26 protein-coding genes and 4 tRNA genes are annotated in these 24,507 nt (G+C 67.1%); 27 read left to right on the top strand and 3 right to left on the bottom strand.

Annotation, left to right across the window (positions count from 1 at the left end; translation table 11 throughout):
• Positions 1-50 precede the first annotated feature (50 nt).
• Positions 51-455, top strand: a complete 405-nt coding sequence (locus ACFQS9_RS14945) for a Zn-ribbon domain-containing OB-fold protein (RefSeq protein ID WP_378405950.1) — start codon at positions 51-53, stop codon at positions 453-455.
• A gap of 56 nt (positions 456-511) precedes the next feature.
• Here the strand turns inward: ACFQS9_RS14945 and ACFQS9_RS14940 are convergent, their stop codons facing one another.
• Complete coding sequence (locus tag ACFQS9_RS14940) at positions 512-1,753, bottom strand: geranylgeranyl reductase family protein (protein ID WP_378406521.1); 1,242 nt, start codon at positions 1,751-1,753, stop codon at positions 512-514.
• Positions 1,754-1,915: 162 nt separating this feature from the next.
• On the opposite strand from ACFQS9_RS14940, the gene ACFQS9_RS14935 reads away from it, so the two are divergent.
• Positions 1,916-2,947, top strand: coding sequence for a polyprenyl synthetase family protein (locus ACFQS9_RS14935; RefSeq protein WP_378405948.1), 1,032 nt, complete (start codon positions 1,916-1,918; stop codon positions 2,945-2,947).
• Between the two features lie 114 nt (positions 2,948-3,061).
• Entirely contained in the window at positions 3,062-3,934 is an 873-nt protein-coding gene (gene htpX / locus ACFQS9_RS14930; protein ID WP_378405946.1) for a zinc metalloprotease HtpX, read from the top strand.
• 90 nt (positions 3,935-4,024) lie between these two features.
• Here htpX and ACFQS9_RS14925 read toward each other — a convergent pair whose 3' ends face one another.
• Positions 4,025-4,516, bottom strand: coding sequence for a YajQ family cyclic di-GMP-binding protein (locus tag ACFQS9_RS14925; RefSeq protein WP_378405944.1), 492 nt, complete (start codon positions 4,514-4,516; stop codon positions 4,025-4,027).
• A gap of 152 nt (positions 4,517-4,668) precedes the next feature.
• Here ACFQS9_RS14925 and ACFQS9_RS14920 point away from each other — a divergent pair.
• The 11 genes from ACFQS9_RS14920 (at position 4,669) to rplA (ending at position 9,095) form a co-directional block, all read left to right on the top strand.
• Positions 4,669-4,751 (top strand) — tRNA-Tyr (locus tag ACFQS9_RS14920).
• A 146-nt stretch (positions 4,752-4,897) separates the two neighbouring features.
• Positions 4,898-4,970 (top strand) — tRNA-Thr (locus ACFQS9_RS14915).
• Positions 4,971-5,010: 40 nt separating this feature from the next.
• Positions 5,011-5,083, top strand: a tRNA-Met gene (locus tag ACFQS9_RS14910).
• 66 nt (positions 5,084-5,149) lie between these two features.
• A complete protein-coding gene (rpmG, locus tag ACFQS9_RS14905) occupies positions 5,150-5,314 on the top strand; it encodes a 50S ribosomal protein L33 (protein WP_027500669.1) in 165 nt (54 codons plus the stop codon).
• An 87-nt stretch (positions 5,315-5,401) separates the two neighbouring features.
• Positions 5,402-5,857: a (3R)-hydroxyacyl-ACP dehydratase subunit HadA gene (gene hadA, locus ACFQS9_RS14900; RefSeq protein WP_378405942.1), complete on the top strand. Its 456-nt coding sequence runs from the start codon at positions 5,402-5,404 to the stop codon at positions 5,855-5,857.
• A complete protein-coding gene (gene hadB / locus ACFQS9_RS14895) occupies positions 5,857-6,285 on the top strand; it encodes a (3R)-hydroxyacyl-ACP dehydratase subunit HadB (protein ID WP_378405940.1) in 429 nt (142 codons plus the stop codon). The genes hadA and hadB overlap by 1 nt, the downstream gene beginning before the upstream one ends.
• A gap of 180 nt (positions 6,286-6,465) precedes the next feature.
• Positions 6,466-6,538 (top strand) — tRNA-Trp (locus ACFQS9_RS14890).
• 31 nt (positions 6,539-6,569) lie between these two features.
• Positions 6,570-6,974, top strand: a complete 405-nt coding sequence (gene secE, locus ACFQS9_RS14885; RefSeq protein ID WP_378405938.1) for a preprotein translocase subunit SecE — start codon at positions 6,570-6,572, stop codon at positions 6,972-6,974.
• 40 nt (positions 6,975-7,014) lie between these two features.
• Positions 7,015-7,818: a transcription termination/antitermination protein NusG gene (nusG, locus tag ACFQS9_RS14880; RefSeq protein ID WP_378405937.1), complete on the top strand. Its 804-nt coding sequence runs from the start codon at positions 7,015-7,017 to the stop codon at positions 7,816-7,818.
• A 53-nt stretch (positions 7,819-7,871) separates the two neighbouring features.
• On the top strand, positions 7,872-8,306 hold the full coding sequence (gene rplK / locus ACFQS9_RS14875) for a 50S ribosomal protein L11 (RefSeq protein ID WP_027500664.1): 435 nt from the start codon (positions 7,872-7,874) through the stop codon (positions 8,304-8,306).
• A gap of 72 nt (positions 8,307-8,378) precedes the next feature.
• A complete protein-coding gene (rplA, locus tag ACFQS9_RS14870) occupies positions 8,379-9,095 on the top strand; it encodes a 50S ribosomal protein L1 (RefSeq protein ID WP_378405934.1) in 717 nt (238 codons plus the stop codon).
• Between the two features lie 79 nt (positions 9,096-9,174).
• On the opposite strand, the gene ACFQS9_RS14865 is transcribed toward rplA, so the two are convergent.
• Positions 9,175-10,788, bottom strand: a complete 1,614-nt coding sequence (locus tag ACFQS9_RS14865; protein ID WP_378405932.1) for an MFS transporter — start codon at positions 10,786-10,788, stop codon at positions 9,175-9,177.
• A gap of 414 nt (positions 10,789-11,202) precedes the next feature.
• On the opposite strand from ACFQS9_RS14865, the gene rplJ reads away from it, so the two are divergent.
• From rplJ to ACFQS9_RS14800, 13 genes are all read left to right on the top strand, one after another.
• A complete protein-coding gene (rplJ, locus tag ACFQS9_RS14860) occupies positions 11,203-11,739 on the top strand; it encodes a 50S ribosomal protein L10 (RefSeq protein ID WP_027500661.1) in 537 nt (178 codons plus the stop codon).
• Between the two features lie 118 nt (positions 11,740-11,857).
• Positions 11,858-12,244, top strand: coding sequence for a 50S ribosomal protein L7/L12 (rplL, locus tag ACFQS9_RS14855; RefSeq protein WP_027500660.1), 387 nt, complete (start codon positions 11,858-11,860; stop codon positions 12,242-12,244).
• Positions 12,245-12,551: 307 nt separating this feature from the next.
• On the top strand, positions 12,552-13,598 hold the full coding sequence (locus ACFQS9_RS14850) for an ABC transporter ATP-binding protein (RefSeq protein WP_378405929.1): 1,047 nt from the start codon (positions 12,552-12,554) through the stop codon (positions 13,596-13,598).
• A gap of 7 nt (positions 13,599-13,605) precedes the next feature.
• A complete protein-coding gene (locus ACFQS9_RS14845) occupies positions 13,606-14,400 on the top strand; it encodes an MlaE family ABC transporter permease (RefSeq protein ID WP_378405927.1) in 795 nt (264 codons plus the stop codon).
• Positions 14,401-14,403: 3 nt separating this feature from the next.
• Positions 14,404-15,264, top strand: coding sequence for an MlaE family ABC transporter permease (locus ACFQS9_RS14840; RefSeq protein ID WP_378405925.1), 861 nt, complete (start codon positions 14,404-14,406; stop codon positions 15,262-15,264).
• Entirely contained in the window at positions 15,261-16,625 is a 1,365-nt protein-coding gene (locus tag ACFQS9_RS14835) for an MCE family protein (protein ID WP_378405923.1), read from the top strand. The genes ACFQS9_RS14840 and ACFQS9_RS14835 overlap by 4 nt, the downstream gene beginning before the upstream one ends.
• Entirely contained in the window at positions 16,622-17,689 is a 1,068-nt protein-coding gene (locus ACFQS9_RS14830; RefSeq protein ID WP_378405921.1) for an MCE family protein, read from the top strand. The genes ACFQS9_RS14835 and ACFQS9_RS14830 overlap by 4 nt, the downstream gene beginning before the upstream one ends.
• Entirely contained in the window at positions 17,686-18,681 is a 996-nt protein-coding gene (locus tag ACFQS9_RS14825) for an MCE family protein (protein WP_378405919.1), read from the top strand. Before ACFQS9_RS14830 ends, ACFQS9_RS14825 begins: the two co-directional genes overlap by 4 nt.
• Entirely contained in the window at positions 18,681-19,967 is a 1,287-nt protein-coding gene (locus ACFQS9_RS14820; protein ID WP_378405917.1) for an MCE family protein, read from the top strand. The genes ACFQS9_RS14825 and ACFQS9_RS14820 overlap by 1 nt, the downstream gene beginning before the upstream one ends.
• 14 nt (positions 19,968-19,981) lie before the next feature.
• Entirely contained in the window at positions 19,982-21,256 is a 1,275-nt protein-coding gene (locus ACFQS9_RS14815; RefSeq protein ID WP_378405915.1) for an MCE family protein, read from the top strand.
• A complete protein-coding gene (locus ACFQS9_RS14810; protein WP_378405913.1) occupies positions 21,253-22,500 on the top strand; it encodes an MCE family protein in 1,248 nt (415 codons plus the stop codon). Before ACFQS9_RS14815 ends, ACFQS9_RS14810 begins: the two co-directional genes overlap by 4 nt.
• Before the next feature lie 54 nt (positions 22,501-22,554).
• Positions 22,555-23,166: a hypothetical protein gene (locus ACFQS9_RS14805; protein ID WP_378406519.1), complete on the top strand. Its 612-nt coding sequence runs from the start codon at positions 22,555-22,557 to the stop codon at positions 23,164-23,166.
• 52 nt (positions 23,167-23,218) lie between these two features.
• Positions 23,219-24,127, top strand: coding sequence for a hypothetical protein (locus ACFQS9_RS14800; RefSeq protein WP_378405912.1), 909 nt, complete (start codon positions 23,219-23,221; stop codon positions 24,125-24,127).
• The last annotated feature ends 380 nt before the right edge of the window (positions 24,128-24,507 follow it).

Here is a 24,507-nt window from a genome sequence, read left to right as displayed (position 1 = left end):
AGGGACACTGTGACTCGACTCACCAGTTCTCGGAAGTTCGAGGTTCAGCGATGTTCGAGCAGCAAGCGCAGTGCGATCAGGTTGTCATCTCCGACCCGTCCTCCGCCGGACCCGGCCGCACCCGGCGGGCGCTGATGATTCTGCGCTGCGAACGGTGCTCGACGATCCTCGCTCCCGAGGCGACGGCGTGCACCTCCTGCGGGCTCGACGAGCTCGAGCGCGTGCAGGCCGCGGGCACCGGAACCATCGTGTCGTGGACGGTGGTCGGCTGTTCGTCCGCGGACCTCCCGCTCGCGCTGGTGCCGTGCACGCTCGCGATCGTCGAGCTCGACGAGGGGCCCTGGATCTACACGTGGATCGAGGGCGAGCTCCCGGACCACTCGGATCGGTCCGTGCGGGTGGAGTACCGGACGGCGGAGTCGGGGGAGCGGTTTCCCGTGTTCGCGGTGCGGTGATCCCGCACCGGCAGGTCCTGCTCGGCGGGTGGGAGTTCGCCGGGGGGAACCGGAGCTCAGCTGAACGGCGGCCGCGAGTCGAACCGCAGCGAGGACGACCCCGACGCCCGCCACGCCCGCGCGGTCAGATCGCGGTCCGCGTCGGTCACGAGATTGCCCATCACCCGTACCGCGATCGTCATCAGGGCGCGCGAGCGCATCGCCAACGGGCCCGACGCCGGGAGCACCCGCGGCACGGTGAGCAGGCCCGCGAGCCGACGGGCGATCGAGAACGCCTGCCCGTACCGCTCGCGCAGCAGCGACGGCCACAGCTCGGTGAGGTCGGCGGCGCCGAGCACCTCGGCCACCATCGATCCGGTCTCCAGGCCGTAGTCGATGCCCTCGCCGTTGAGCGGGTTCACGCAGGCCGCGGCATCGCCGATGATCGCCCAGTTGGTCCCCGCCACCCCGGACACCGCACCACCCATCGGGAGCAGCGCCGACGCCACCGCGCGCACGGGGCCGTCGAGCCGCCACTCGGCGCGGCGCTGCTCGGCGTACAGCTCGATCAGCGGTCGCAGCGCTCCGGGCGCGGGCCGCTTCGCGGTGGCCAGGGTGCCGACCCCTAGATTGACCTCGCCGGTGCCGAGCGGGAACACCCAGCCGTAGCCGGCCTGCAAGGTTCCCTCTCCGTCACGCAGTTCCAGGTGCGAGGTGATCCACGGGTCGGTGCTGCGGGCGGACGAGACGTAGGCGCGCGCCGCCACCCCGTACGCGGTGTCGCGATGCCACTCGCGGCCGAGGCGTTTACCGAGCGTGGAGCGCACACCGTCGGCGACGACGAGGTGCTCGCACCGGACCGTACGCGGCCCGTCGACGGTCTGCAGGGTCACCGATCGCACCCGGTTTCCGTCGCGGTCGGCGTCGACGGCCTTGGCGCCCTGCACCATGGTCGCGCCCGCGTCGAGGGCGACCTGCCGGATCCGGTCGTCGAGTTCGGCCCTCGGGACAGCGCTGCCGGTGCTCGGGAGGGAGCCGCCCGGCCACGGGAGCTCCAGCTCCTGCCCGAACCCGGTCAGTCGCAGCCCCCGGTTGGTGGCGCGGGTGGCGAGCCAGTCGCCGAGGCCGAGATGCTCGAGTTCCGCGACGGCGCGCGGGGTGAGTCCGTCACCGCACGTCTTGTCCCTCGGGAAGGTCGCGGAGTCGGCGAGCAGAACCTCGCGGCCGGCACGCGCCGCCCAAGCGGCCGCGGCGGAACCGGCGGGACCAGCGCCGATGACCACAACCTCGGCGTGCGCGGGGACGTCAGCGGGCGCCACGGAGCGGGCGGCGGAGGGATCGGGGTCGACAGGCGTGGGCACCACCCCAGTATCTTCTCAGGCCTGGGCCGACCGCTGTGGTCGGCCCGACGGGCCGCGAACCCGATAGGTTCACTACCGTGACAGTTATGGCATCGGTTGCTGGGCATCACGCGAGACGGGATGGGTACTGAGATCGTGAGCACGAGCGAAGCGATGGGCACGGTCGTTGCCGGCGTGGATCTGGGGGATCCGGCGCTGGCCGAGGTGGTGCGTGGGGGGCTCACCGAGGTGGAGAGCCTGCTGGTGAGTGAGCTCTCGGACGGCGAGGACTTCCTCACCGAGGCGGCGCTGCACCTGGCGAAGGCCGGCGGTAAGCGGTTCCGGCCGCTGTTCACCCTGCTGACGGCGCAGCTCGGCCCCAATCCGACGGATCCGGCGACCGTCACCGCGGCCACCGTGGTCGAGCTGGTGCACCTGGCCACGCTCTACCACGACGACGTGATGGACGAGGCGACGATGCGCCGCGGGGCCCCGAGCGCGAACTCGCGATGGGGGAACTCGATCGCGATCCTGGCGGGCGACTACCTGTTCGCCCACGCCTCCCGGTTGGTGTCCACGCTCGGGCCGGAGGCCGTGCGGATCATCGCCGAGACCTTCGCCGAGTTGGTCACCGGGCAGATGCGGGAGACCATCGGCGTCAAGGAGCAGCAGGATCCCGTCGAGCACTACCTGAAGGTCGTGTGGGAGAAGACCGGATCGCTGATCGCGGCGTGTGGCCGGTTCGGAGGCACGTTCTCCGGGGCGAGCGCCGAGGACGTGGTCCGCCTCGAGCGCCTCGGCGATGCGGTGGGCACGGCCTTCCAGATCTCCGACGACATCATCGACATCTCCTCGGTCGCCGCGCAGTCCGGCAAGACCCCCGGCACCGATCTGCGCGAGGGGGTGCACACCCTGCCGGTGCTCTACGCGCTGCGCGAGGAGGGGCCCGACGCCGATCGGCTGCGGGTGCTCCTCGACGGTCCGGTGACCGACGACGACGCCGTCGCGGAGGCACTGGTCCTGTTGGAGCGTTCCCCTGGCATGGCGGCGGCCAAGGCGAAGCTCGCGGAGTACGCGCAGTCGGCACACGCGCAGCTCGCCGGGCTGCCGCAGGGGCCGGCCAACGATGCCCTGGGCCGACTCGTCGATTACACGATCGCGCGGGTCGGCTGACGGTAGCGTCACGCGTCGGGTCCGTGTGACTCGCCGACGCGCCGCGTGTGAGGGAACGTCGCTCCGGGCTCTTTCGTTGATTAACTGAGTGTTCCGTGAGAGAAGGGGCCCGACGTGCATCGGTATTCCAACGGGTTGAAGACCTTTGCGTTGCTGGTGGGGATGTCCGCGCTCATCGTCTTCATCGGGGCGCTGTTCAACAACCGCGCCATCCTCATCTTTTCGGTCGTCCTGGCCGTCGGGATGAACGGCTACGCGTACTTCAACAGCGACAAGCTGGCGCTCAAGGCGATGCACGCGCAGCCCGTCACCGAGGTCGAGGCGCCGGTCATCTACAAGATCGTGCGCGAGCTGGCGACCACCGCGCACCAGCCGATGCCGCGGCTCTACATCAGTCCGACGGCCGCACCCAACGCCTTCGCCACCGGCCGAAACCCGCGCAACGCGGCGGTCTGCTGTACGAGCGGCATCCTGCAGATCCTCGACGAACGGGAGCTGCGGGCCGTGCTCGGCCACGAGCTCTCGCACGTGTACAACCGCGACATCCTGATCTCCTCGGTCGCGGGTGCGATGGCCGCGGTGATCTCGGGCCTGGCCAACATGGCGATGTTCGCGTCGATGTTCGGTGGCCGCGGCGAGGGCAGGCCCAATCCGCTGGCGCTGTTGCTGGTCTCGCTGCTCGGACCGATCGCGGCCTCCGTGGTGAAGATGGCCGTCTCGCGCTCGAGGGAGTATCAGGCAGACCAGTCGGGGGCCGAACTCAGCGGGGACCCGCTGGCACTGGCGTCGGCGCTGCGCAAGCTCGAACGCGGGGTCGCGGCCGCCCCGCTGCCGCCGGAGCCGAAGATCGCCGCGCAATCGCACATGATGATCGCGAACCCGTTCCGGGCCGGCGACAAGATGAGTCGGCTGTTCGCCACCCACCCGCCGATGGCGGACCGCATCGACCGCCTGGAGAAGATGGCCGGCCGCCGGCTGCCCGAGTGACGGATTCTGCTGTGGGACAAGGTTGTTCGCTGATATGTCACGGGGGACCGCTGCGGCCGCAGCGGTCCCCCGTGACGCGTGCTCAGGTGATCAGCGGTAGTTGACGAACTGCAGCGCGATGCCGAAGTCCTCGCCCTTGAGCAGCGCGATGATCGCCTGCAGATCGTCGCGCTTCTTGCTGCTGACACGAAGCTCGTCGCCCTGGATCTGCGCCTTGACGCCCTTGGGGCCCTCGTCGCGGATCTTCTTCGAGATCTTCTTCGCGTTCTCGGTGGTGATGCCCTGGACCAGGGTCCCGCTGAGCTTGTAGATCTTGCCCGATTGTGCGGGCTCACCCGCGTCGAAGGCCTTGAGCGAGATGTCCCTGCGGATCAGCTTCTCCTTGAAGACCTCGAGCGCCGCCAGCAGCCGCTCCTCGGTGTCGGCCGTCAGGGTGATCGCCTCCTCGCCGGACCAGTCGATGCTCGCGCCGGTGTTGCGGAAGTCGAAGCGCGTCGACAGCTCCTTGGCCGCCTGGTGCAGGGCGTTGTCCACTTCCTGTCGGTCAACCTTGCTCACCACATCGAAGGACGAATCCGCCACGGCAACTCCTTGTTCATCGTGCGCGTGCCTGCGTACGCGCGTGAGAACCCCACGATAACCACACGGTTTGCATTTACCCGCCCCGGTAGAGGTATTCTCTGTCCGCGCCAGTGAAGACCCGGGAGGCCCCGGATCGGACCTGGATGACACCAGGCAGGTTGCCCGAGCGGCCAATGGGAGCGGACTGTAAATCCGTCGGCTTATGCCTACGTAGGTTCGAATCCTACACCTGCCACACCCGGGTCCCGGTGAGCGCGAGCTCGCCGGGACTCGTTGATTACACGGATGGAAAGAGCTCCTGACCTGCGGGTTTGGTACTCGGCCCCGCCGCTGTGTAATCTCTTGGAGGCTTCAGCGCAAGAACGAAGTGCGCGGAAGCATGCCCCCTTAGCTCAGTCGGCAGAGCGTTTCCATGGTAAGGAAAAGGTCAACGGTTCGATTCCGTTAGGGGGCTCGCTGGATTGGGTGTCCATAGACTGGCACCGATGCACCGAGGCGGTGTAGCTCAGTTGGTAGAGCAAACGACTCATAATCGTTGTGTCGCCGGTTCAAGTCCGGCCATCGCTACACAAGTGGACCCAGAGAACACACCCTGATTGACCCCGATCAGATTTATCCGAAAGAAGGCATCCCGTGGCCTCGACTGACGTTCGACCCAAGATCACCTTGGCCTGCGAGGTATGCAAGCACCGCAACTACATCACCAAGAAGAACCGGCGCAACGATCCCGATCGCCTCGAGATCAAGAAGTTCTGCCCGAACTGCGGAACGCATCAGGCGCACCGCGAGTCGCGCTAGTACTCTTCGAGTCGACGCGGAGATAGTAGGGGGTCGGACACCGGCTTCCCGGCCTGGCTGCGTCCCAAGCAGATAGGTTGCGTTTCGGTGAAGCTGAGTTCTGATCTCGTTGGCCTGCATCACAGGTTCAGCGACTACTACGAGGTCGGTCGTGAGAAGGTGCGCGAGTACGCGCGCGCCGTCAAGAGCGACGACCCGGTCTACCGCGACGAGGCCGCAGCCAGGAAGATCGGCTACGACACCCTTGTCGCCCCGCTCACCTTCATCGCGGTCTTCGGTTTCCTCGCGCAGGAAGAGTTCTTCAAGGCCCTGGACGTGGAGCTCGACCTCAGTCGCGTTCTGCACACCGATCAGCGTCTGGTCTTCCACCGTCCCATCAAGGTCGGCGACCGCCTCTACTGTGACGTGTACGTCGACTCGATCCGCGTGATGGGCGGCAGCGACATCGTCGTGACCCGCAACGAGATCACCGATCAGGACGGTCAGTTGGTGCAGACCACGTACACCACGTTGGTCGGCCGGCACGAAGAGGAGGGCGAGTGATGTCCGTTCGCGACTTCACGGAGATCTCCGTCGGCCAGGAGCTGCCCGAAGAGATCGTGTCCCTGACCCGGTCCGATCTGATCCAGTACGCAGGCGTTTCCGGCGATCCGAACCCCATCCACTGGGATGACGCGACGGCGCAGAAGCTCGGCCTTCCCTGCGCGGTCGCGCACGGCATGCTCACCATGGGCATCGGTGCCGGCTATGTGACCTCCTGGCTCGGCGATCCCGGTGCGGTCACCGAGTACAGCGTTCGTTTCACCAGCCCTGTCGTCGTGCCCAACGACGGCAAGGGTGCCGAGATCGTCCTCACCGGCAAGGTGAAGTCCGTCGACGAGGAGACCCGCTCCGCAGTGGTCGCCATCGTCGCCAAGGTGGACGACAAGAAGATCTTCGGTCGCGCCACCGCGACCGTCCGCTTCGGCTGAGCAACCGGCCGATTGGGTTTGTTCGACTACCGTGAAGTACACTGAGATTTCTGGGATCACTCAGCGCTGCGCGCTGCCCTACGTGCCCGTTCGGGCCGCTGAGGGTGGCGCGCGTGTTGTGTGGTCACGGATCGGTTGATCGGTCCGGATCATGAGGATCCGGACGCGTCGGTCAACCAGAGGGGCGTAGCTCAACTGGCAGAGCAGCGGTCTCCAAAACCGCAGGTTGCAGGTTCAAGTCCTGTCGCCCCTGCCCCGGATGTCAGCGACTGAGAGGAACGACGGTGAGCGAGGATCGCGGAAAGGCCGACAGCGCGGCGGGGTCCCCGGACGTCGACGCCACTGCGGCCGGCGCGAGTGATTCAGCTCCCGTCGCCTCTCGGCCGACTGGAAAGCGTCCGGGTCGTCGCACCACCGCCGCCGCGACCGAGTCGCCGGCCGCGAAGGTCGCAGGCACTCCCTTGGCCACGAAGGCCAAGCCGGAGAAGCCGCGCAAGGAGAATCTCTTCAAGCGCCTGAGGAAGTTCCTGCGTGAGGTGATCGCGGAGCTCCGGAAGGTGATCTGGCCTAACCGCAAGCAGATGATCACCTACACCACCGTTGTGCTGGTGTTCGTGACCTTCATGGTGGCGTTCATCAGTGGATTGGACCTGGCGTTCATCAAGGGCGTCAGTTGGTTGTTCGGCTGACGCCGGACACCGAACATGATGAGAGGAAGCGAGTGCGCCAGTGAGCACCCCCGAGAACGACGCAATTGAGGCTGCAGCCGCAGAGCATGTTGCCGATGACGCGGTCGCCGCGGAGTCCGCTGACGCCGCAGTCCTCGGCGAGGGTACTGCTCCCGAGGCCGACGCTCCCGTCGAGGAGGCAGCCCCTTCCGCAGACGAGGCCATCGCCGCCGACTCCGAGGAGCCGGTCGATCCCGTCGCCGAGATGAAGGCCGCGCTGCGCCGAGCCCCCGGCGACTGGTACGTGATCCACTCGTACGCCGGGTACGAGAACAAGGTGAAGACCAACCTCGAGACCCGCGTGCAGAACCTGGACGTCGGCGACTACATCTTCCAGGTGGAGGTCCCGACCGAAGAGGTCACCGAGATCAAGAACGGCCAGCGCAAGCAGGTCAACCGCAAGGTGCTGCCCGGTTACATCCTGGTCCGGATGGAGCTCAACGACGAGTCGTGGGGCGCGGTCCGCAACACGCCCGGCGTCACCGGCTTCGTCGGCGCGACCTCGCGTCCGTCGCCGCTGACCATCAACGAGGTCGTCAAGTTCCTGATGCCGCAGGAGGGCGCGAAGAAGCCCGTCGCCGCTGCCGCCGCAACCGGTGAAGCCGCGGCCGCCGTCGCGAAGCCCCTCATCGAGGTGGACTTCGAGGTCGGCGAGTCGGTCACCGTCATGGACGGCCCGTTCGCGACGCTGCCCGCCAGCATCAGCGAGGTCAACGCTGAGCAGCAGAAGCTCAAGGTCCTCGTGTCGATCTTCGGTCGCGAGACGCCGGTCGAGCTGTCCTTCACGCAGGTCGCGAAGATCTAGCCACAAACTTGCACTGCAGTAGCAAGACACACCCAAGAAATTAGGAACGAAAGATGCCCCCCAAGAAGAAGAAGCTCGCCGGGCTCATCAAGCTTCAGATCCAGGCCGGTCAGGCTAACCCTGCACCGCCCGTGGGTCCCGCGCTTGGTCAGCACGGCGTGAACATCATGGAGTTCTGCAAGGCCTACAACGCGGCCACCGAGTCGCAGCGCGGCAACGTGATCCCCGTGGAGATCTCCGTCTACGAGGACCGGACCTTCGACTTCAAGTTGAAGACCCCGCCCGCCTCGCGACTGCTGCTCAAGGCCGCAGGCGTGCAGAAGGGCTCCGGCGAGCCGCACAAGACCAAGGTCGCCACGGTGACCATGGACCAGGTGCGCGAGATCGCGAAGACCAAGCAGGAAGACCTCAACGCGAACGACATCGAGCAGGCCGCGAAGATCATCGCCGGCACCGCACGCTCGATGGGTATCACCGTCGAGGGCTAAGCACCTCCAGATCGCGTGGGAGGGCCGGCCAGGCCCGAAACCACAACTGAACCGTTAGTAAGGACAGAACACATGGCAAAGCGCAGCAAGGCGTACCTCGCCGCCGCCGAGAAGGTCGACCAGACCAAGCTCTACAGCCCACTGCAGGCTGCGAAGCTGGCCAAGGAGACCTCCTCCACGAAGATGGACGCGACCGTCGAGGTCGCCGTTCGACTCGGCGTCGACCCCCGCAAGGCGGACCAGATGGTCCGCGGCACCGTCAACCTCCCGCACGGCACCGGTAAGACCGCCCGTGTGATCGTGTTCGCCGCAGGCGAGAAGGCCGCCGAGGCCGAGGCCGCCGGCGCGGACGCGGTGGGTGCCGAGGACCTGATCGAGCGCATCCAGGGCGGTTGGCTGGACTTCGACGCCGCGATCGCGACCCCCGATCAGATGGCCAAGGTCGGCCGCATCGCCCGCGTCCTCGGACCGCGTGGCCTGATGCCGAACCCGAAGACGGGCACGGTCACCACCGACGTGACCAAGGCCGTCAACGACATCAAGGGCGGCAAGATCAACTTCCGCGTCGACAAGCAGGCCAACCTGCACTTCGTGATCGGCAAGGCGTCCTTCGACGACGCCAAGCTGGTGGAGAACTACGGCGCCGCGCTGGACGAGATCCTGCGTGCGAAGCCGTCCTCCGCGAAGGGCCGTTACGTCAAGAAGGTCACGGTTTCGACCACCACCGGACCGGGCATCCCGGTGGACCCGAACCGCACCCGCAACCTCCTCGAGGATGCTGCAGAGTAAGACCGCTCGACCACACGTCGACACCGACAAGGCCGGTACGGATTCCTCCGTACCGGCCTTGTCGTCTGTCGGGGGCCCGTCAGTTCTTCGTGCGCCAACCCATCAGCACGGACTCGCCGCGGGCGGGGGCCCAGGGCAGGAAGAGCGCGACGACGACGGCGCACACGACGACCGCGCCCGTCGCGACGAGGGACGCCGCGTGCGAGCCCTCGAGGACGGCGGCCTTCATGGTCATGATGAGGGTCTCGCGCTGGGGTTCCACCATCGCCGGGATCTCGCGCTTGCGGATCTCGAGGACGCTGAGCACGGTCGCCCGCGCGAAACCCTTCTCGTCGTCGTTCATGAGCATGGTGGGAACCCGGTCGATGATCGGTGAGATCTTCGTCGAGTAGTACGACGCGACGATGGAGCCGAGCACGGCGACGCCGAGGGTGCCGCCGATCTCGCGGGTGGTGTCGTTGACCGCGGAGCCCGCGCCGGCCTCGTCGAGGGGGAGCGAGGACATGACCGATTCGGTGGCCGGCCCCTGGACGATGGCGAGGCCGAGCGCCATCGAGACCATGGAGGGCAGCACGTCGGTGAGGTAGCTGCTGTCGACGTCGACGAGTCCGCCGAGGTAGAGGCCGAGTCCGGTCAGGAGCAGGCCGAAGACGATGACGGCGGTGGTGCCGATGCGCTGGGCGAGCAGGGTGGCGATGGGGGCGCCGACCGCGACGGAGACCGCGAACGGCAACGAGGCGATGCCGAACTCGAGCGGCGTGTACTCGCGGACACCCTGGAAGTACTGCGTGATGAGGAAGAGGAAGCCGAACATCGAGAAGTACCCGACGGCGATCGCCAGCGCGGGCAGCGAGAACCGGCGGTTCCGGAACAGGCGCATGTCGAGGATGGGGGCCGTCGTGCGCAGCTCCCACCACACGAAGGCGAGCAGGAGCACGACCGCGACCGCGATACCGCCGAGGGTGGCCGGGGTGAGCCACCCGTAGCGGGGTGCCTCGATGATCGACCACACCAGCAGGGTGATGCCGGCGATCGACAGTGCGATCCCGACGGGGTCGAGGCGACCGACCCGCGACGCCCGCGACTCCGGGACGAGGAGCAGGGTGGCGATGATCGCGACGGCGGCGACCGGGACGTTGATCCAGAACACCGAGTGCCACGAGAAGTGCTCGAGCAGCCAGCCGCCGGACATCGGTCCGATCGCGATGGCGAATCCGGCCATGGCGGTCCACGCGGCGATGGCCAGCGCGCGTTCGCGGGCGTCGGTGAAGATGTTGATGATCAGGGCGAGGGTGGCGGGGAAGACCGCGGCGGCGAACACCCCCATGGCGGCGCGGGCGGCGATGACCTGACCGAGGGTCTCGGCGTTGGCGCCGGCCACGGACATCACGCCGACGCCGATCAGGCCGATGATCATGATTCGGCGGCGGCCGTACCGGTCGCCGAGGTTGCCGCAGGCCAGCAGCAGTCCGGCGAACGTGAGGGTGTAGGCGTCGACCACCCACTGGAGCCCGCTGACCCCGGTGTGGAGTTCGACGCCGATGGACGGCAGTGCGACGTTGACGATGGTGTTGTCGAGGACCACCAGCAGTTCCGCGAGGCAGATCACCGCGAGTGCCGCGAATCGCCGCGCTCGTGAGGGGATCAGCTCGACCCTGGTGTCGGGTGGGTTGGTGCGTTCCAGCGTGGTCATGGGTTGTGACGCTACCGCTATGTGTAACTGCAGATAACAGTCATGTTGGGTATTGTCGGTCACTCACGCGGACACTTTGTGTCGCTCGTCACGTTTCCCGCCTGTGGCGGCTCTCGTTTTGGATGGTCACGGCCGTTCCGGTACTCTCTCGTGAAGAGTTCGAACTATTTCGAGTTCACCCCAAGAAGTTCTACCCAAGACCGTTGGTCACCGATGCCGCGAGGCATCGGTTGAAGGTTCGGGACATTGCCCGACGGCCCACGCAGGAGGACGAGGTAGGGGAGTGGTGGGCCTGAGCGTGAGCTGGGTCCGGATCTCTTCGTGACGCCCCGTGTGCCTGCACCGGGGCGTTTTGCATTGTCACGGCCGCATCCCGAGGGTGCACCAACACGATGTCACGAGAGGAGGCGAAGTATGGCAAAGCCCGAAAAGGTCTCCGCAGTCACGGAGATCACTGAGCAGTTCAAGGGTTCGACTGCCGCCGTGATCACCGAATACCGTGGTCTGTCGGTGACCAGCCTGACGCAGCTGCGACGCGCGCTCGGAGCAGGCGCAACCTACTCCGTCGCCAAGAACACCCTGGTCAAGCGCGCCGCCGCAGAGGCGGGCGTCGAGGGCCTTGACGACCTGTTCGTCGGACCGACCGCCATTGCGTTCATCAAGGGCGAGCCGGTTGACGCTGCGAAGGCCATCAAGGCCTTCGCGAAGGACAACAAGGCGCTTGTCATCAAGGGCGGCTACATGGACGGCAATGCGCTGTCCGTGGACGAGGTCAACAAGATCGCGGACCTCGAGTCCCGCGAGATCTTGCTGGCCAAGCTCGCCGGCGCGATGAAGGGCAACTTGGCAAAGGCCGCAGGCCTGTTCAATGCCCCCGCCTCGCAGATGGCCCGCCTGGCCGCTGCGCTGCAGGACAAGAAGGCCGCGGAAGGCTCCGCAGCCGAAAGCTGATCCGCACGAGGCCGTGTCCACCGCCTGGTGGGCGCATGAGGTCTTGCGTATCGCGTAACAAACCCCTCCCACTTCGTCGCGGATCAGCGACATGGGACTTACAGGAAGGACCGCCATCATGGCGAAGCTCACCACCGAAGAGTTGCTGGACCAGTTCAAGGAGCTCACCCTCCTCGAGCTCTCGGAGTTCGTGAAGGCGTTCGAGGAGACCTTCGAGGTCACCGCCGCCGCTCCGGTCGCCGTTGCCGCCGCCGGTGCCCCGGCCGCCGCCGCTGAGGCCGAGTCCGAGCAGGACGAGTTCGACGTCGTCCTCGAGTCGGCTGGCGACAAGAAGATCCAGGTCATCAAGGTCGTCCGTGAGGTCGTCGCCGGCCTGGGCCTGAAGGAGGCCAAGGACCTCGTCGAGGGCGCGCCGAAGGCCATCCTCGAGAAGGTTGCCAAGGACGCGGCCGACGCCGCCAAGGAGAAGCTCGAGGCTGCAGGCGCCACCATCTCCGTCAAGTAAGACCGCCGCGTAACAACGCAGCGCTCACGCTCGACAGAAGGGCCGTTCCCCGCAAGGGGGACGGCCCTTTTTGGTGCTCGGGCGGCGCGCCCGGATCGGTGTCTCGACCGGCCCCGAAGATTGGACGCTCGTTCAGTGAAATTCGGTGTATCTGCGCAGGTCAGACGGCCTAAATTGGTCTTGCGCGGAATCGATTTCCCCCGTACCCTACTCACCAGTAGCATTTGGAGTCACAGGTACCACTTCGATGCGATAGAGTGACCCAACCCACATTGGGTAGACGTGTCGAAAAGCGTGGAGGTTTTCGGTGGGAGTAGAGGTAGTAGTCGAGGGACTCACAAAGTCGTTCGGCTCGCAGAAGATCTGGCAGGACGTGACCCTGACGCTCCCCCCGGGAGAGGTCACCGCCCTGCTCGGCCCGTCCGGTACGGGCAAGTCTGTGTTCCTGAAGTCGCTGATCGGTCTGCTCCGTCCGGAGCGCGGCTCGATCGTGATCGACGGGACCGACATCCTGGAGTGCTCCAGCCGTGAGCTCTACGAGATCCGGAAGATGTTCGGCGTGCTGTTCCAGGACGGTGCGCTGTTCGGATCGATGAATCTCTTCGACAACGTCGCCTTCCCGCTGCGTGAGCACACCAAGAAGTCCGAGTCCGAGATCCGCAACATCGTGATGGGCAAGATGGAGCTCGTCGGACTCATCGGTGCCGAGAACAAGCTTCCCGGTGAGATCTCCGGCGGTATGCGCAAGCGTGCCGGGCTGGCCAGGGCGCTCGTGCTCGACCCCGAGATCATCCTCGTCGACGAGCCCGACTCCGGTCTGGACCCGGTGCGCACGACGTACATCAGCCAGCTGCTGATCGACATCAATTCGCAGATCGACGCGACGATCCTCATCGTGTCGCACAACATCAACCTCGCGCGCACCGTGCCGGACAACATCGGCATGCTGTTCCGCAAGGAACTCGTCATGTTCGGACCCCGCGAGGTGCTGCTTACCAGCGACGAGCCGGTGGTCAAGCAGTTCCTCAACGGCAGCATGCTCGGTCCCATCGGCATGTCCGAGGAAAAGGACGAGGCGCAGATGGCCCAGGAGCAGGCGATGGTCGATGCGGGTCACCACCACGGCGGCGTCGACGACGTCGAGGGCATCGTCCCGCAGATGCGGGCCACCCCCGGTATGCCGTTCCGCCAGGCGGTCGCCCGCCGTCAGGAGCGCGTCCGCCGGATCATGCACACGCTGCCCCACAACGCCCAGGTCGCGATCCAGGAGAGCCTCGACACCGAAGACAACACTCAGGTGATTCCCGCATACGACGACTCCGGCCTGGAGACGTCCACCTGGGGACGCGGGTAACACGCGCGTGGGGGGTACCAAAGCCACGCTGCTCAGTCCGCTGACGGCCGCGTTGACACAGGCCGGGTTGATTTTCCAGCTCTTCGTCGACGTCGTGCGGAACACGTTTAGGAAGCCGTTCCAGTTCCGGGAGTTCATCGAGCAGGCCTGGTTCATCGCGAGTGTGACGATCCTGCCGACGGCGCTCGTCGCGATCCCGTTCGGCGCGGTCGTGTCACTGCAGACCGGATCCCTGATCAAGCAGCTCGGCGCCGAGTCCTTCACCGGTGCGGCCAGCGTGCTGGCCGTGATCCAGCAGGGCAGTCCGATCGTGACGGCCCTGCTGATCGCCGGTGCGGCCGGCTCGGCGGTGACCGCCGACCTCGGTTCGCGCACCATCCGTGAGGAGATCGACGCCATGGAGGTGCTGGGCATCAACCCGGTCCAGCGCCTCGTGGTCCCCCGCGTGCTGGCGATGATCCTGGTCGCGGTGCTGCTCAACGGGCTCGTCTCGGTGGTCGGCATCGCGGGCGGGTACTTCTTCAACGTGATCCTCCAGGGCGGTACCCCCGGCGCCTACCTGTCCTCGTTCTCCGCGCTCGCGCAGTTGCCGGATCTCTACATCGCGGAGGCGAAGGCCGCCGTGTTCGGCGTCATCGCGGGCGTGGTCGCGGCCTACAAGGGCCTGCACCCCAACCCAGGGCCGAAGGGCGTTGGCGAGGCAGTCAACCAGACGGTTGTCATCACCTTCTTGCTGCTGTTCTTCGCCAATCTGATCCTGACGATGGTGTACCTGCAAATCGTTCCTGCCAAGGGGGCATAACCGATGACGATCGCCAAGGGTCGCGGCGACCGGACACTGATGCGTGCGCGCAAGGTGACCCGCGCGCCACTGAACGTTCTCGATCGCGCCGGCGACCAGATGTCCTTCTACGCGAGGGCAATCGGCTGGATTCCGCGGACGCTCACGCACTACGGCCGGGAGGTGCTCCGGCTGCTCGCCGAAGTCACCTTCGGCAGCGGTGCGCTCGCCGTCATCGGTGGCACGATCGGCGTCATCGTGATGATGTCCGGATTCACCGGCGTCGTCGTGGGTCTGCAGGGGTATGCGGCGCTCGAGCAGCTCGGTAGTTCCGTGCTGACCGGCTTCCTGTCCGCATACGTGAACACCCGCGAGATCGCCCCGCTCGTCGCGGCCCTCGCGTTGTCGGCGACGGTCGGCTGTGGCTTCACCGCCCAGCTCGGCGCCATGCGCATCTCGGAGGAGATCGATGCCCTCGAGGTGATGGCCGTGCCGAGCGTGCCGTTCCTGGTCTCCACCCGGATGATCGCCGGGTTCGTCGCGGTCGTGCCGCTGTACATCGTCGGCCTGTTGGCGGCTTATCTGGCGTCGAGAATGATCAACACCGTCTTCAACGGTCAATCGAGTGGGTCCTACGACCACTACTTCAACCTGTTCCTGCCGCCCGCGGACGTCCTCTGGTCATTCGGCAAGGTACTGGTCTTCGCGTTCGTGCTGATCATGATCCATTGCTACTACGGCTACAACGCCTCCGGCGGACCGGCAGGCGTCGGCGTGGCCGTGGGCCGGGCCGTGCGGACCGCGATCGTGACGATCGCGGTGCTGGACTTCTTCCTCAGCCTCGCGATCTGGGGCACCACGACCACAGTGAGGGTGGCCGGATGACCAACGGTGGTTCGGCGCTGCGCCGACGCATTCTGGGCCTGGCCTTCTTCCTCGTTCTCGCGTTGTTCCTGGTGTTCACGATCGGCATGTACAACAAGTCGTTCAAGGAGGTCGTGAAGGTCAATCTCGTCACCGACACGGTCGGCAACTCGTTGCCCAACCACGCGGACGTCAAGGTGCGCGGGTTGATCGTGGGCGAGGTGCGCTCCGCCTCGACCGAGGACGGCAAGGTCACCTCGGTCCTGGCGATCGACCCCGACAAGGCTGAACTGATCCCTTCCAATGCCACGGCGCGGCTGCTGCCGAAGACACTGTTCGGTGAGCGGTACGTCTCGCTGATCATTCCTCCCGGCGACACCGCCGCCCCGATCTCCCAGGGCGACACCCTGCTCCAGGACAAGAGCGGCAACGCGATCGAGGTCGGCGAACTGCTCGACGGGCTGCTGCCGCTGCTCCAGGCGGTCCCGCCGCAGGACCTGGCCAACACCCTCGGTGCACTGTCGCAGGCGCTGGCCGGGCGGGGCAACGAGATCGGGCTGAGCATCGAGCGACTCGAGACCATCTTCGCCGGGGTGAACACCGAGCTGCCGAACCTGCAGGAGGGCCTGCGCGGTCTCGCGGACTTCTCGCAGACCTACGCGGACGCCGCTCCCGAGCTGATCAATGCGTTCGACAACCTGCGGACCACCGGCGCGACCGTGGTCCAGCAGCAGAACCAGATCCGGACTCTGATGTCCTCGCTGACCGCGACCGGCGGCAGCACCGCGGACTTCCTGGAGGCCAACAAGGATTCGCTGATCTCCATCGCGGCGGACTCGCGGGAGGCCCTCGAGGTCCTGGCGGCCGCGTCGCCGACCTTCGGGTGCACCTTCGCGCAGTTCGTCCCGATCGTGAAGAGCGCGAGCGACATCCTCGGGCTCAACGCGGACGGCAGCCTCAAGGACCACCCGGGCGCCCGCGCGGCCACGGTGTTCGTCAACCCGAAGGGGCGCTACCTGCCCAACCAGGACGAGCCCCGGCTCTTCGACACCCGCGGTGCCAAGTGCTACACGCCCGCGGAACCCGGCTACAAGTTCGGGCAGTATCCGGGCGGCTCGTACAACGACGGTTCCTACCAGGTGCCCTCGCGTAACCCCGGCCCCGCGTACGTGCCGTCGCCTGCCGCACCGCAGTACTCGATGATCCCGAGCCCCGCGGCCGGGCAGAACACGCCCGCCGGATACACCGGATCGACACTCGAGCAGGACACATTGGCAGTGATCTACGGGGAGGGCACCGGCACCCTGCCGGAGGCGGTACCCGGCTGGGCGACCCTGTTGGGCGCGCCGGCACTGAGGGGAACGGAGGTGAGTGTCCGATGAGAGGTCTCGCGGCTCCCCTGATCAAGCTCATCGTCTTCGCCGTCGTCACCGTGGTGGCGACCGCGACGCTCGCCTTGACCATCGCGAACACCAGCGGCGGCGGCGGCACCAAGTTCAACGCGATCTTCACGGACGTCGCCTCCCTCAACAAGGGCGACGAGGTCCGCATCGCGGGCGTGCGGGTCGGCCAGGTCGACAAGATCGCGATCGTGAACGAGCGGGAAGCGGAGGTCCAGTTCTCGCTGACCGACCGCGACTGGCTCCCGGCCAGTTCGACCGCGACCATCCGCTACCGGAACCTGGTCGGCCAGCGCTACATCGCGCTGGAACAGGGTGAGGGTGCACAGGGCATGAAGCTGACCGGCGGGGCGACCATCCCGTTGGAGCGCACCAATCCCGCGGTCAACCTGACGACCCTGTTCAACGGCTTCCGGCCGCTGTTCCAGACGCTCAGCGCCGACGACGTGAACAAGCTGTCGTTCCAGATCATCCAGGTGTTCCAGGGCGAGGGCGGCACGATCTCGGAGCTGGTGCGCAACACGGCCAGCCTCACGAACACCATCGCGGACAAGGACCGAGTGATCGGCGACGTGATCAACAACCTCAACGGGGTTCTCGACACCGTCAACCAGCACGACGACGAGCTGAGTTCGCTGATCGTCAACACCCAGCAGCTCGTCACGGGACTGGCCAACGACCGCGGCGTGGTCGGGAGCGCGGTGACCTCGCTCGCCGGGCTGACCGATGCGACCGCGGACGTGCTCGAGCCGACGAGGCCGTCGATCCAGGGCTCGGTGTCCGCGCTGAACACGCTGGCGGGCACGCTGAACGCGCAGAGCGACGAGGTGAACAAGATCCTGACCACCCTGCCGGTGAAGCTGGACAAGCTCAGTCGCATCGCGAGCTACGGGTCGTGGTTCCAGTTCTACCTGTGCGGCATCGACGTGGTCGCGGGTCCCGGTCAGTCGCCGTACCTCAACCTGCCGACCGGACTGCCGACGGTCAACCAGCCGATTTACACCAACTCCGCACCGCGGTGCTCGGCGAACGGGGCAGGCCAGTGAGAAAACGTCGTAGCCCGGCAACCATCGGTGCGCTCGGCATCGTGGTGGTGCTGCTCGCCACGATGTCGGCGTTCTTCCTCGACGACCTGCCGCTGATCGGGGCCGGCGCCACCTACCGGGCCCAGTTCACCGAGGCCGCCGGGCTCAAGCCCAGCAACGAGGTCCGCATCGCGGGCGTCAAGGTCGGCAAGGTGACCGCCGTCGAGCTCGACGGTGACAAGGTCGAGGTCGCCTTCAAGGTCAAGGACGCCTGGGTGGGTGATCAGACCACCGCGTCGATCCAGATCAAGACGATTCTCGGGCAGAAGTACCTGGCGCTCGACCCCCGCGGATCCGAGACCCTTGATGCCAAGGACGTCATCCCGCTGGAGCGCACCACCTCCCCGTACGACGTGCTCGACGCGTTCGGGGACGCGACCACCACGCTGGACGCGATCGACGTCCCGCAGCTCGCACAGAGCATGGAGACGCTCTCGGATGCGTTCTCGGGGACACCCGCGGACATCCGGGCCTCGCTCGACGGGGTGACCCGGCTGTCGGAGACCATCGGCAGCCGCGACGAGGAGCTGCGCAAGCTCCTCGCCGCGACCGCCGACACCTCGAAGGTGCTGGCCGACCGCAACGCCGAGTTCACCCAGCTGATCGGCAGTGCCGGTCTGCTGCTCGGCGAGCTGAACAGCCGTCAGCAGTCCATCTCCCAGTTGCTCGCCGGCACCAAGCGGCTCTCGCAGCAGCTGACCGGGCTGGTCGCGGAGAACGAGGCACAGATCGGTCCCGCGCTCGAACAGCTCCGCGGGGTGGTGCAGATCCTGCAGGACAATAACGACAACCTGGACCGGGCGATCAAGCTGTACGCACCGTTCACACGGCTGTACTCGAACATCGTCGGCAACGGTCGTTGGTTCGACCAGGTGGTCGTGAACCTGACGCCGCCCGCGCTCCCGCTCATCCCGGGTTACCGCGATCCCGTTCGAACCATTGGGGGTAACTGATGACCGGCGTGAGCTCGGGGCGGCTGCAGAAATTCAGCAGCCGCCAGATCATTGCCACCGCCCTGTTTCTGGTGGGGCTGCTGGTGGTGGGATTCGGCGGTTGGTGGCTACTCACCCGTGCAGGCACCACCAAGATCACGGCGTACTTCGACAAGTCGGTCGGCATCTACGACGGCTCGGACGTCCGGGTGCTGGGAGTGAAGGTCGGCTCCGTAAACGAGGTCGAGCCGCTGGGTGACCAGGTCAAGGTGACCATGCGCGTCGACCGCGGTGTGAACATCCCGGAGGGTGCCAAGGCCGCGCAGATCACGCCGTCGGTGGTGTCCGACCGGTACATCCAGCTCGCCCCCGCCTACTCGGGCGGCGAGGTGATGGCCTCGGGGTCCACCATTCCCCGCGAGCGGACCGCGACCCCGGTCGAGGTCGACCAGCTGTACTCGAGCATCGACGAACTGGCGAGGGCGCTCGGGCCCGAGGGCGCGAACCAGGACGGCGCGCTGTCCGAGTTCGTCGACACCACGGCGAGGAACCTCGACGGCAATGGCGAGGCGCTCGGCGCCACCATCACCGAGCTGTCCAAGGCGGCGGAGACCCTCAACCTCAGCCGCGGCGACCTGTTCGAGACGATCCGGAACCTGCAGACGTTCGTCAGCGCCCTTGCCGCCAACGACGAGCAGGTGCGCCAGTTCAATACTCAGCTCTCCGACCTCAGCGGCTTCCTGGCGGGGGAGCGGCAGAACCTCGGCGACGCGCTGAACCAGCTGTCCTTCGCGCTCGGTGACGTGGCGGTGTTCGTCCGCGACAACAAGGACGCCGTCACGAGCAACGCCGAGGGGCTGGTCCAGGTGACCCAGACTCTCGCGGACAACCGGCAGGACCTGGTCGATGCACTGACCACCCTGCCGCTGGCCATCAGCAACGTCGTGAACTCGTACGACGCGGAGTCCGGAACGCTGGCGTCGCGGGTGAACCTGCCGGAGACCCAGGACCCGTTCGGGACGCTCTGCAAGCTGATCGACCTCGGCAAGCTGATGCCGGGAGACCCGAAGTTCGACGCGCTGGGTCGTCAGATGCGCCCGCTCATCGACAACTGCAAGGGGATCATGGACCAGGTGACCGCGGGCGTGAAGACGCCGACGTTGAATCTGCCGTTCGGCATCCTCAGCGGTGACAACCTGCAGCGGCCGTCGGCGCCCGGCACGGTCCCCGGCACCATCTCGCCTCGACTCGGAAACTCGCAGGCCCCTGGCCTCAGCGACCAGAACATCCCGCGGGGTGGCCAGTGATGCAGGAGCGATCAGTGAAGCGCTCGGTCGTGGTCGGTGTAGGCGCGTGCGTTGTCGCGTTGACCGTCGTGGGCTGCGGGTCGAAGGGCATCTACGGCATCCCGCTGCCCGGCGGCGCCGACCTCGGCAGCGACCCGATGCACCTGACGGTCGAGTTCGACGACGTCCTCGACCTGGTGCCACAGTCCACCGTGAAGGTCGACGGTGTCCCGGTCGGCCGCGTGCAGAGCATCGATGTCCCCAACGACGGCTGGACGGCTGCCGTCGAGGTGGTGGTCGATTCCACCGTCGATCTGCCCGCGAACGCGCTGGCCTCCGTGCAGCAGACCAGCCTGCTCGGCGAGAAGTTCATCGAACTCAAGGCCCCGCCCGTCAACGCCGACGCCGCCCGGCTCACGGACGGGTCGACGATCCCCGTCGACCGGACCCGCCACGCCACCGACATCGAGCAGGTGCTCGGTGCGCTGTCCCTGTTGCTCAACGGCGGCGGGGTGGCCCAGTTGCAGCCGATCATCCACGAGCTCACCGTCGCGCTGGACGGGCGCGAGTCCAAGGCGCGCGGTCTGCTCGAGCAGGCCAACACGCTGATCGACGGATTGAACAAGCAGCGCGACGACATCACCCGGGCGCTCGACGGGCTGGACACCCTCACCGGCCGGGTCAACGAGCAGACCGACCAGATCGGCAAGATCCTCGAGGAGATCCCGCCCGCAGTGCAGGTTCTCAACGAGCAGCGACCGCAGTTCATCCAGATGCTCACGCAACTGGATCGGCTCGGTCAGGTCGGCACCGATGTGCTGGTGCAGTCCAAGGACAACCTGATCGCGGACCTGCGTGCCCTGCGGCCGACCCTGCAGGCGCTCGCGGACTCGAGCGAGGACCTGGTCACCGTCCTGCCGCTGATCCCGACGTTCCCGTTCCCGGACGGCGCGGAGAAGGTCATCCACGGCAACTCGATGAACCTGTTCCTGTCGCTGGACATGCAGCTCGGCCAGCAGTTCGAGGCGCTCGGCGTCGGAATGCCGGACCCGGTGTACGTCCCGCCGCCGCCGGGATACGGCGGGTACGTGCCGAAGGTGGACCCGTCGAACCCGTACTACAACGGGAACGGCCCGCGGCCCGGGTGGCCGACGGTCTCGATCCTCCCGCTGCCGCCGATCGTGCCGAGGCCGGCGCCAGCTCCTGGCGCCCCGGTGCCACCCGGTACCGAACCGGTGGATGACAAGAAGGATCAGCCCGCGACTCCGCTCGAGGGCCTGCTCGATCAGCTGGGGGTGGGTGGCCGATGAGATCTGCTCTGGTGCGCTATCAGTTGGTGGCGTTCGCGCTCGTCGCGATCCTCGGCCTGCTGTATGTCGGCGCGAAGTACGTGCGGCTCGACAACCTGCTCGGCTTCGGGCAGTACACGGTGCAGGTGGATCTCGCCGACTCCGGCGGCATCTTCACCAACGCCGAGGTCAGCTACCGCGGCGTCCCGGTCGGCTCGGTGGGGGACCTGCACCTGACCGACGACGGCGTGCTGGTCGATCTCAAGATCAACACCAGCGCCCCGAAGATCCCGTCCTCGGCGAAGGCCGTGGTGGCGAACCGGTCGGCGATCGGTGAGCAGTACGTGGATCTGCAGCCGACCAGCGACGAGGGCCCCTACCTCGAGGACGGTTCGGTGATCGCCCGCCAGAACACCGCTATCCCGGTCCCGGTCGAGGAGGTGCTGTCGAGCACGAACGCGCTGGTGCGTTCGGTGCCCCTGAAGGCGCTCAACACCACGGTCACCGAGCTGGGCAAGGCCTTCAACGGCAAGGGTGACGACCTGCAGGTGCTGGTGGACTCGCTGAACTCCCTCTCGAAGGATGGGATCGAGAACCTGCCGCAGACGCTGACGCTGATCCGGGACACCCGGACCGTGCTCGACACCCAGTCGGCGCAGTCCTCCGCGATCCGCCAGTTCAGCGCCGACCTGGACCTGGTGACGGCCCAGCTGCGGGCCAGCGATCCGGATCTGCGCCGGCTCATCGAGACCGGCACCGCCGCGAGCGACGAGGTCGGATCGCTGATCGACTCGGCCGGGCCGGCCCTGACCACCGACCTGGACAACCTGGCGCTGGTGACGGCGGCACTCGGTCCGCGGACCCTCGCACTGAACATCCTGCTGACGTTCCTGCCGGGGCTCGCGGCTGGAGCGAGCACCGCGGCCCCCGGCGACGGCACCCTGCACCAGGGACTGCTGCTCGAGACGAACAACCCGCCGCCGTGCACCCAGGGCTACGAGGGCACCCACGAGATCCTCGCGCAGATGAAGCGGGAGAACCCCGACTTCGACCCGACCCGCGACGAGTTCCCGCTGAACATGCAGGCAAATTGCACCACGCCGCTCGGCAGCGTCACCGGCGTCCGCAGCGCCAACCGGATCGTGTACGCGGACCCGGAGACACCGCAGCCGTGGGACAACAAGCCGAAGGTCGATCCGGACAAGCTCAACCTCAACCCGATCGCGACGCAGCTGGCGCCGTTGCTGGGCATCACCCCGAAGTGATGCCGTTCCGGCGGAGCCGAGCAGAAGTTACCAAGTAGTAGGGTAGAAAACGTGATGCGTAGCACGAAACTGCTGAAGCCTGTTCTCGCTGCGGTGAGTGTGCTCGCCATCGGGGCCCTCGTGGCCGCCGTCTGGTTCGGGTTCGGTTGGGGACAGGCCCTGTTCTCGGAGAAGCCGGCGGCCACCGCCCGCGACGATGCGCTGACCGGGGCACGGCAGGCGGCGATCAACCTGAACACAGTGGATTCGGCGAACCTGGACCAGACCTTCGCGAACATGGAGTCGTCGATCACCGGCGACGAGATGCTCGAGGCGCTCGCCGAGACGAAGGACCAGATGGCCGAGCAGGTCAAGCAGACCGGTGCCAAGAGCGAGGCGCAGGTGCTCGATGCCGCACTCACCGGCATCAGCCGTGACGAGGGCACCGCGGACTCGCTCGTCGTGCTCACCACGACCACCACGTGGCCGAACCAGCCGACCAACAAGGTCAAGGTGACGATGCGGATCGGGCTGACCGAGGTCGACGGGGTGTGGAAGGCCTCGAAGGTCGAGAACGTCGGCCCGCCGCTGGCCATGGACCCCGGCACCCCGGCCCCGGCCCAGGAACCCGCACCCGCCCCGGCGCCGGCAGAGAACCCGGCGCCCGCTCCCGCGCCGGGGCAGTAGGGCCCGACCGACCGGCAGCTCCGGCAGCGGAAGATCTAAGGAGTATCGAACAGTGCCCCCACGTCGTCGCACCATCAGCACGCCGCCGCCCAAGGGGCGTCGCCCTCGCGTGGCCGGCACCGGGCCCGCCTCGGCCCGCGCGGCCGTGAGCGAACCCGAGGCCGCCGCGTCCACGAGTTCACCGGAGGCCGAGGCTCGGGTCGTGGCACCTGATCCGGGCACCGTCGGCGCTTCCGACGCCGTGCCCGTGGCCGCCGAGACAGTGCCGGCCCAGAAGGGTGCGGCCGAGCCGGAGGTCTCGTCCTCCGCTGCGGAGGTCCAGGGCGAGGGCGAGGGCGTCGTGACCGCGCCGGAGCCGGAGCAGGCCCCGAAGGCGATCAACCGGACCAGCTCGCTGCGCCCCCGCGCGTCGGGCGCGGCCGACGCGGGTTCGGACGCCGTTCCCGAGGCCGAGGTCGATCAGGAGGCGGTCAGGGCCGGCTGGAAGCGGGTCGCGACGATCGGCCTGGTGGCACTGGGGCTCGGCGCCTTCGCGCTCCTCGCCGCGTTCCGGCCCGGCGCCGACGTCTCGAACCAGGCGTGGGTCGACACCGCGGAGACCTCGAAGGTCACCGCCGACGCCAAGAACGCGATCCAGACCCTCTACACCTACAAGTTCGACACGGTCGAGCAGGACTTCGACAACGCTCGGGCGGTGCTCAGCGACGCCATGCGCGAGGAGTTCGACCGGACCGCCGCCGTCACCAAGGACGCCGTCATCCAGACGAAGACCGCGACGAACGCCGAGGTGACCGACATCGGCGTGAAGCTGCTGTCGGAGGATCGCGCCGAGCTCGTGGCCAGCATGAACGTGAGCGCCACCAACGACGGCGCGGCGCAGGGCAGCGCCCAGGGGCCGCTGTCGGTGACCATGGAGAAGTCCGGCGACGACTGGCTGATCACGGACATCCGGGACCGCTGAGCGGGCGCCCGATCGGGTGTCCCGGAGGGGACTGCGGGGCAAATCGCCGGGTCGTGTCTTGACGCGGCGGGGTTGAGGCGTCACTCTAGTGGCGAGACATGCGAGATCGCTCCTTCTGCGGGAGCGAGTCCGAGCAAGTACGCGCCGGCGCAAATGGAGGCACCGGGCGCGAAGGATTGCACGGACACCAGGCGTGGGCGCCGAGTCGGCTGCCCTGTCCAGTTGTATTCTGCGTCGACTTCGGGTACCTTTGGACGTTGCGCTGGCTGCCTCCTGTCCACCTCTCCACCTCACCGCCTGTGAAGCGATCGCTTCCTGCGTCTGTTGGCGAGTTTCGTTCGGGTCGTGACCAGCGAATTCGCCCCACATGAAGAAGCAGA

The organism is Rhodococcus daqingensis (genome assembly GCF_042665615.1).
Lineage (GTDB): Bacteria > Actinomycetota > Actinomycetes > Mycobacteriales > Mycobacteriaceae > Rhodococcus_G > Rhodococcus_G daqingensis.
This window is presented reverse-complemented; position numbering and strand designations above follow the sequence as displayed.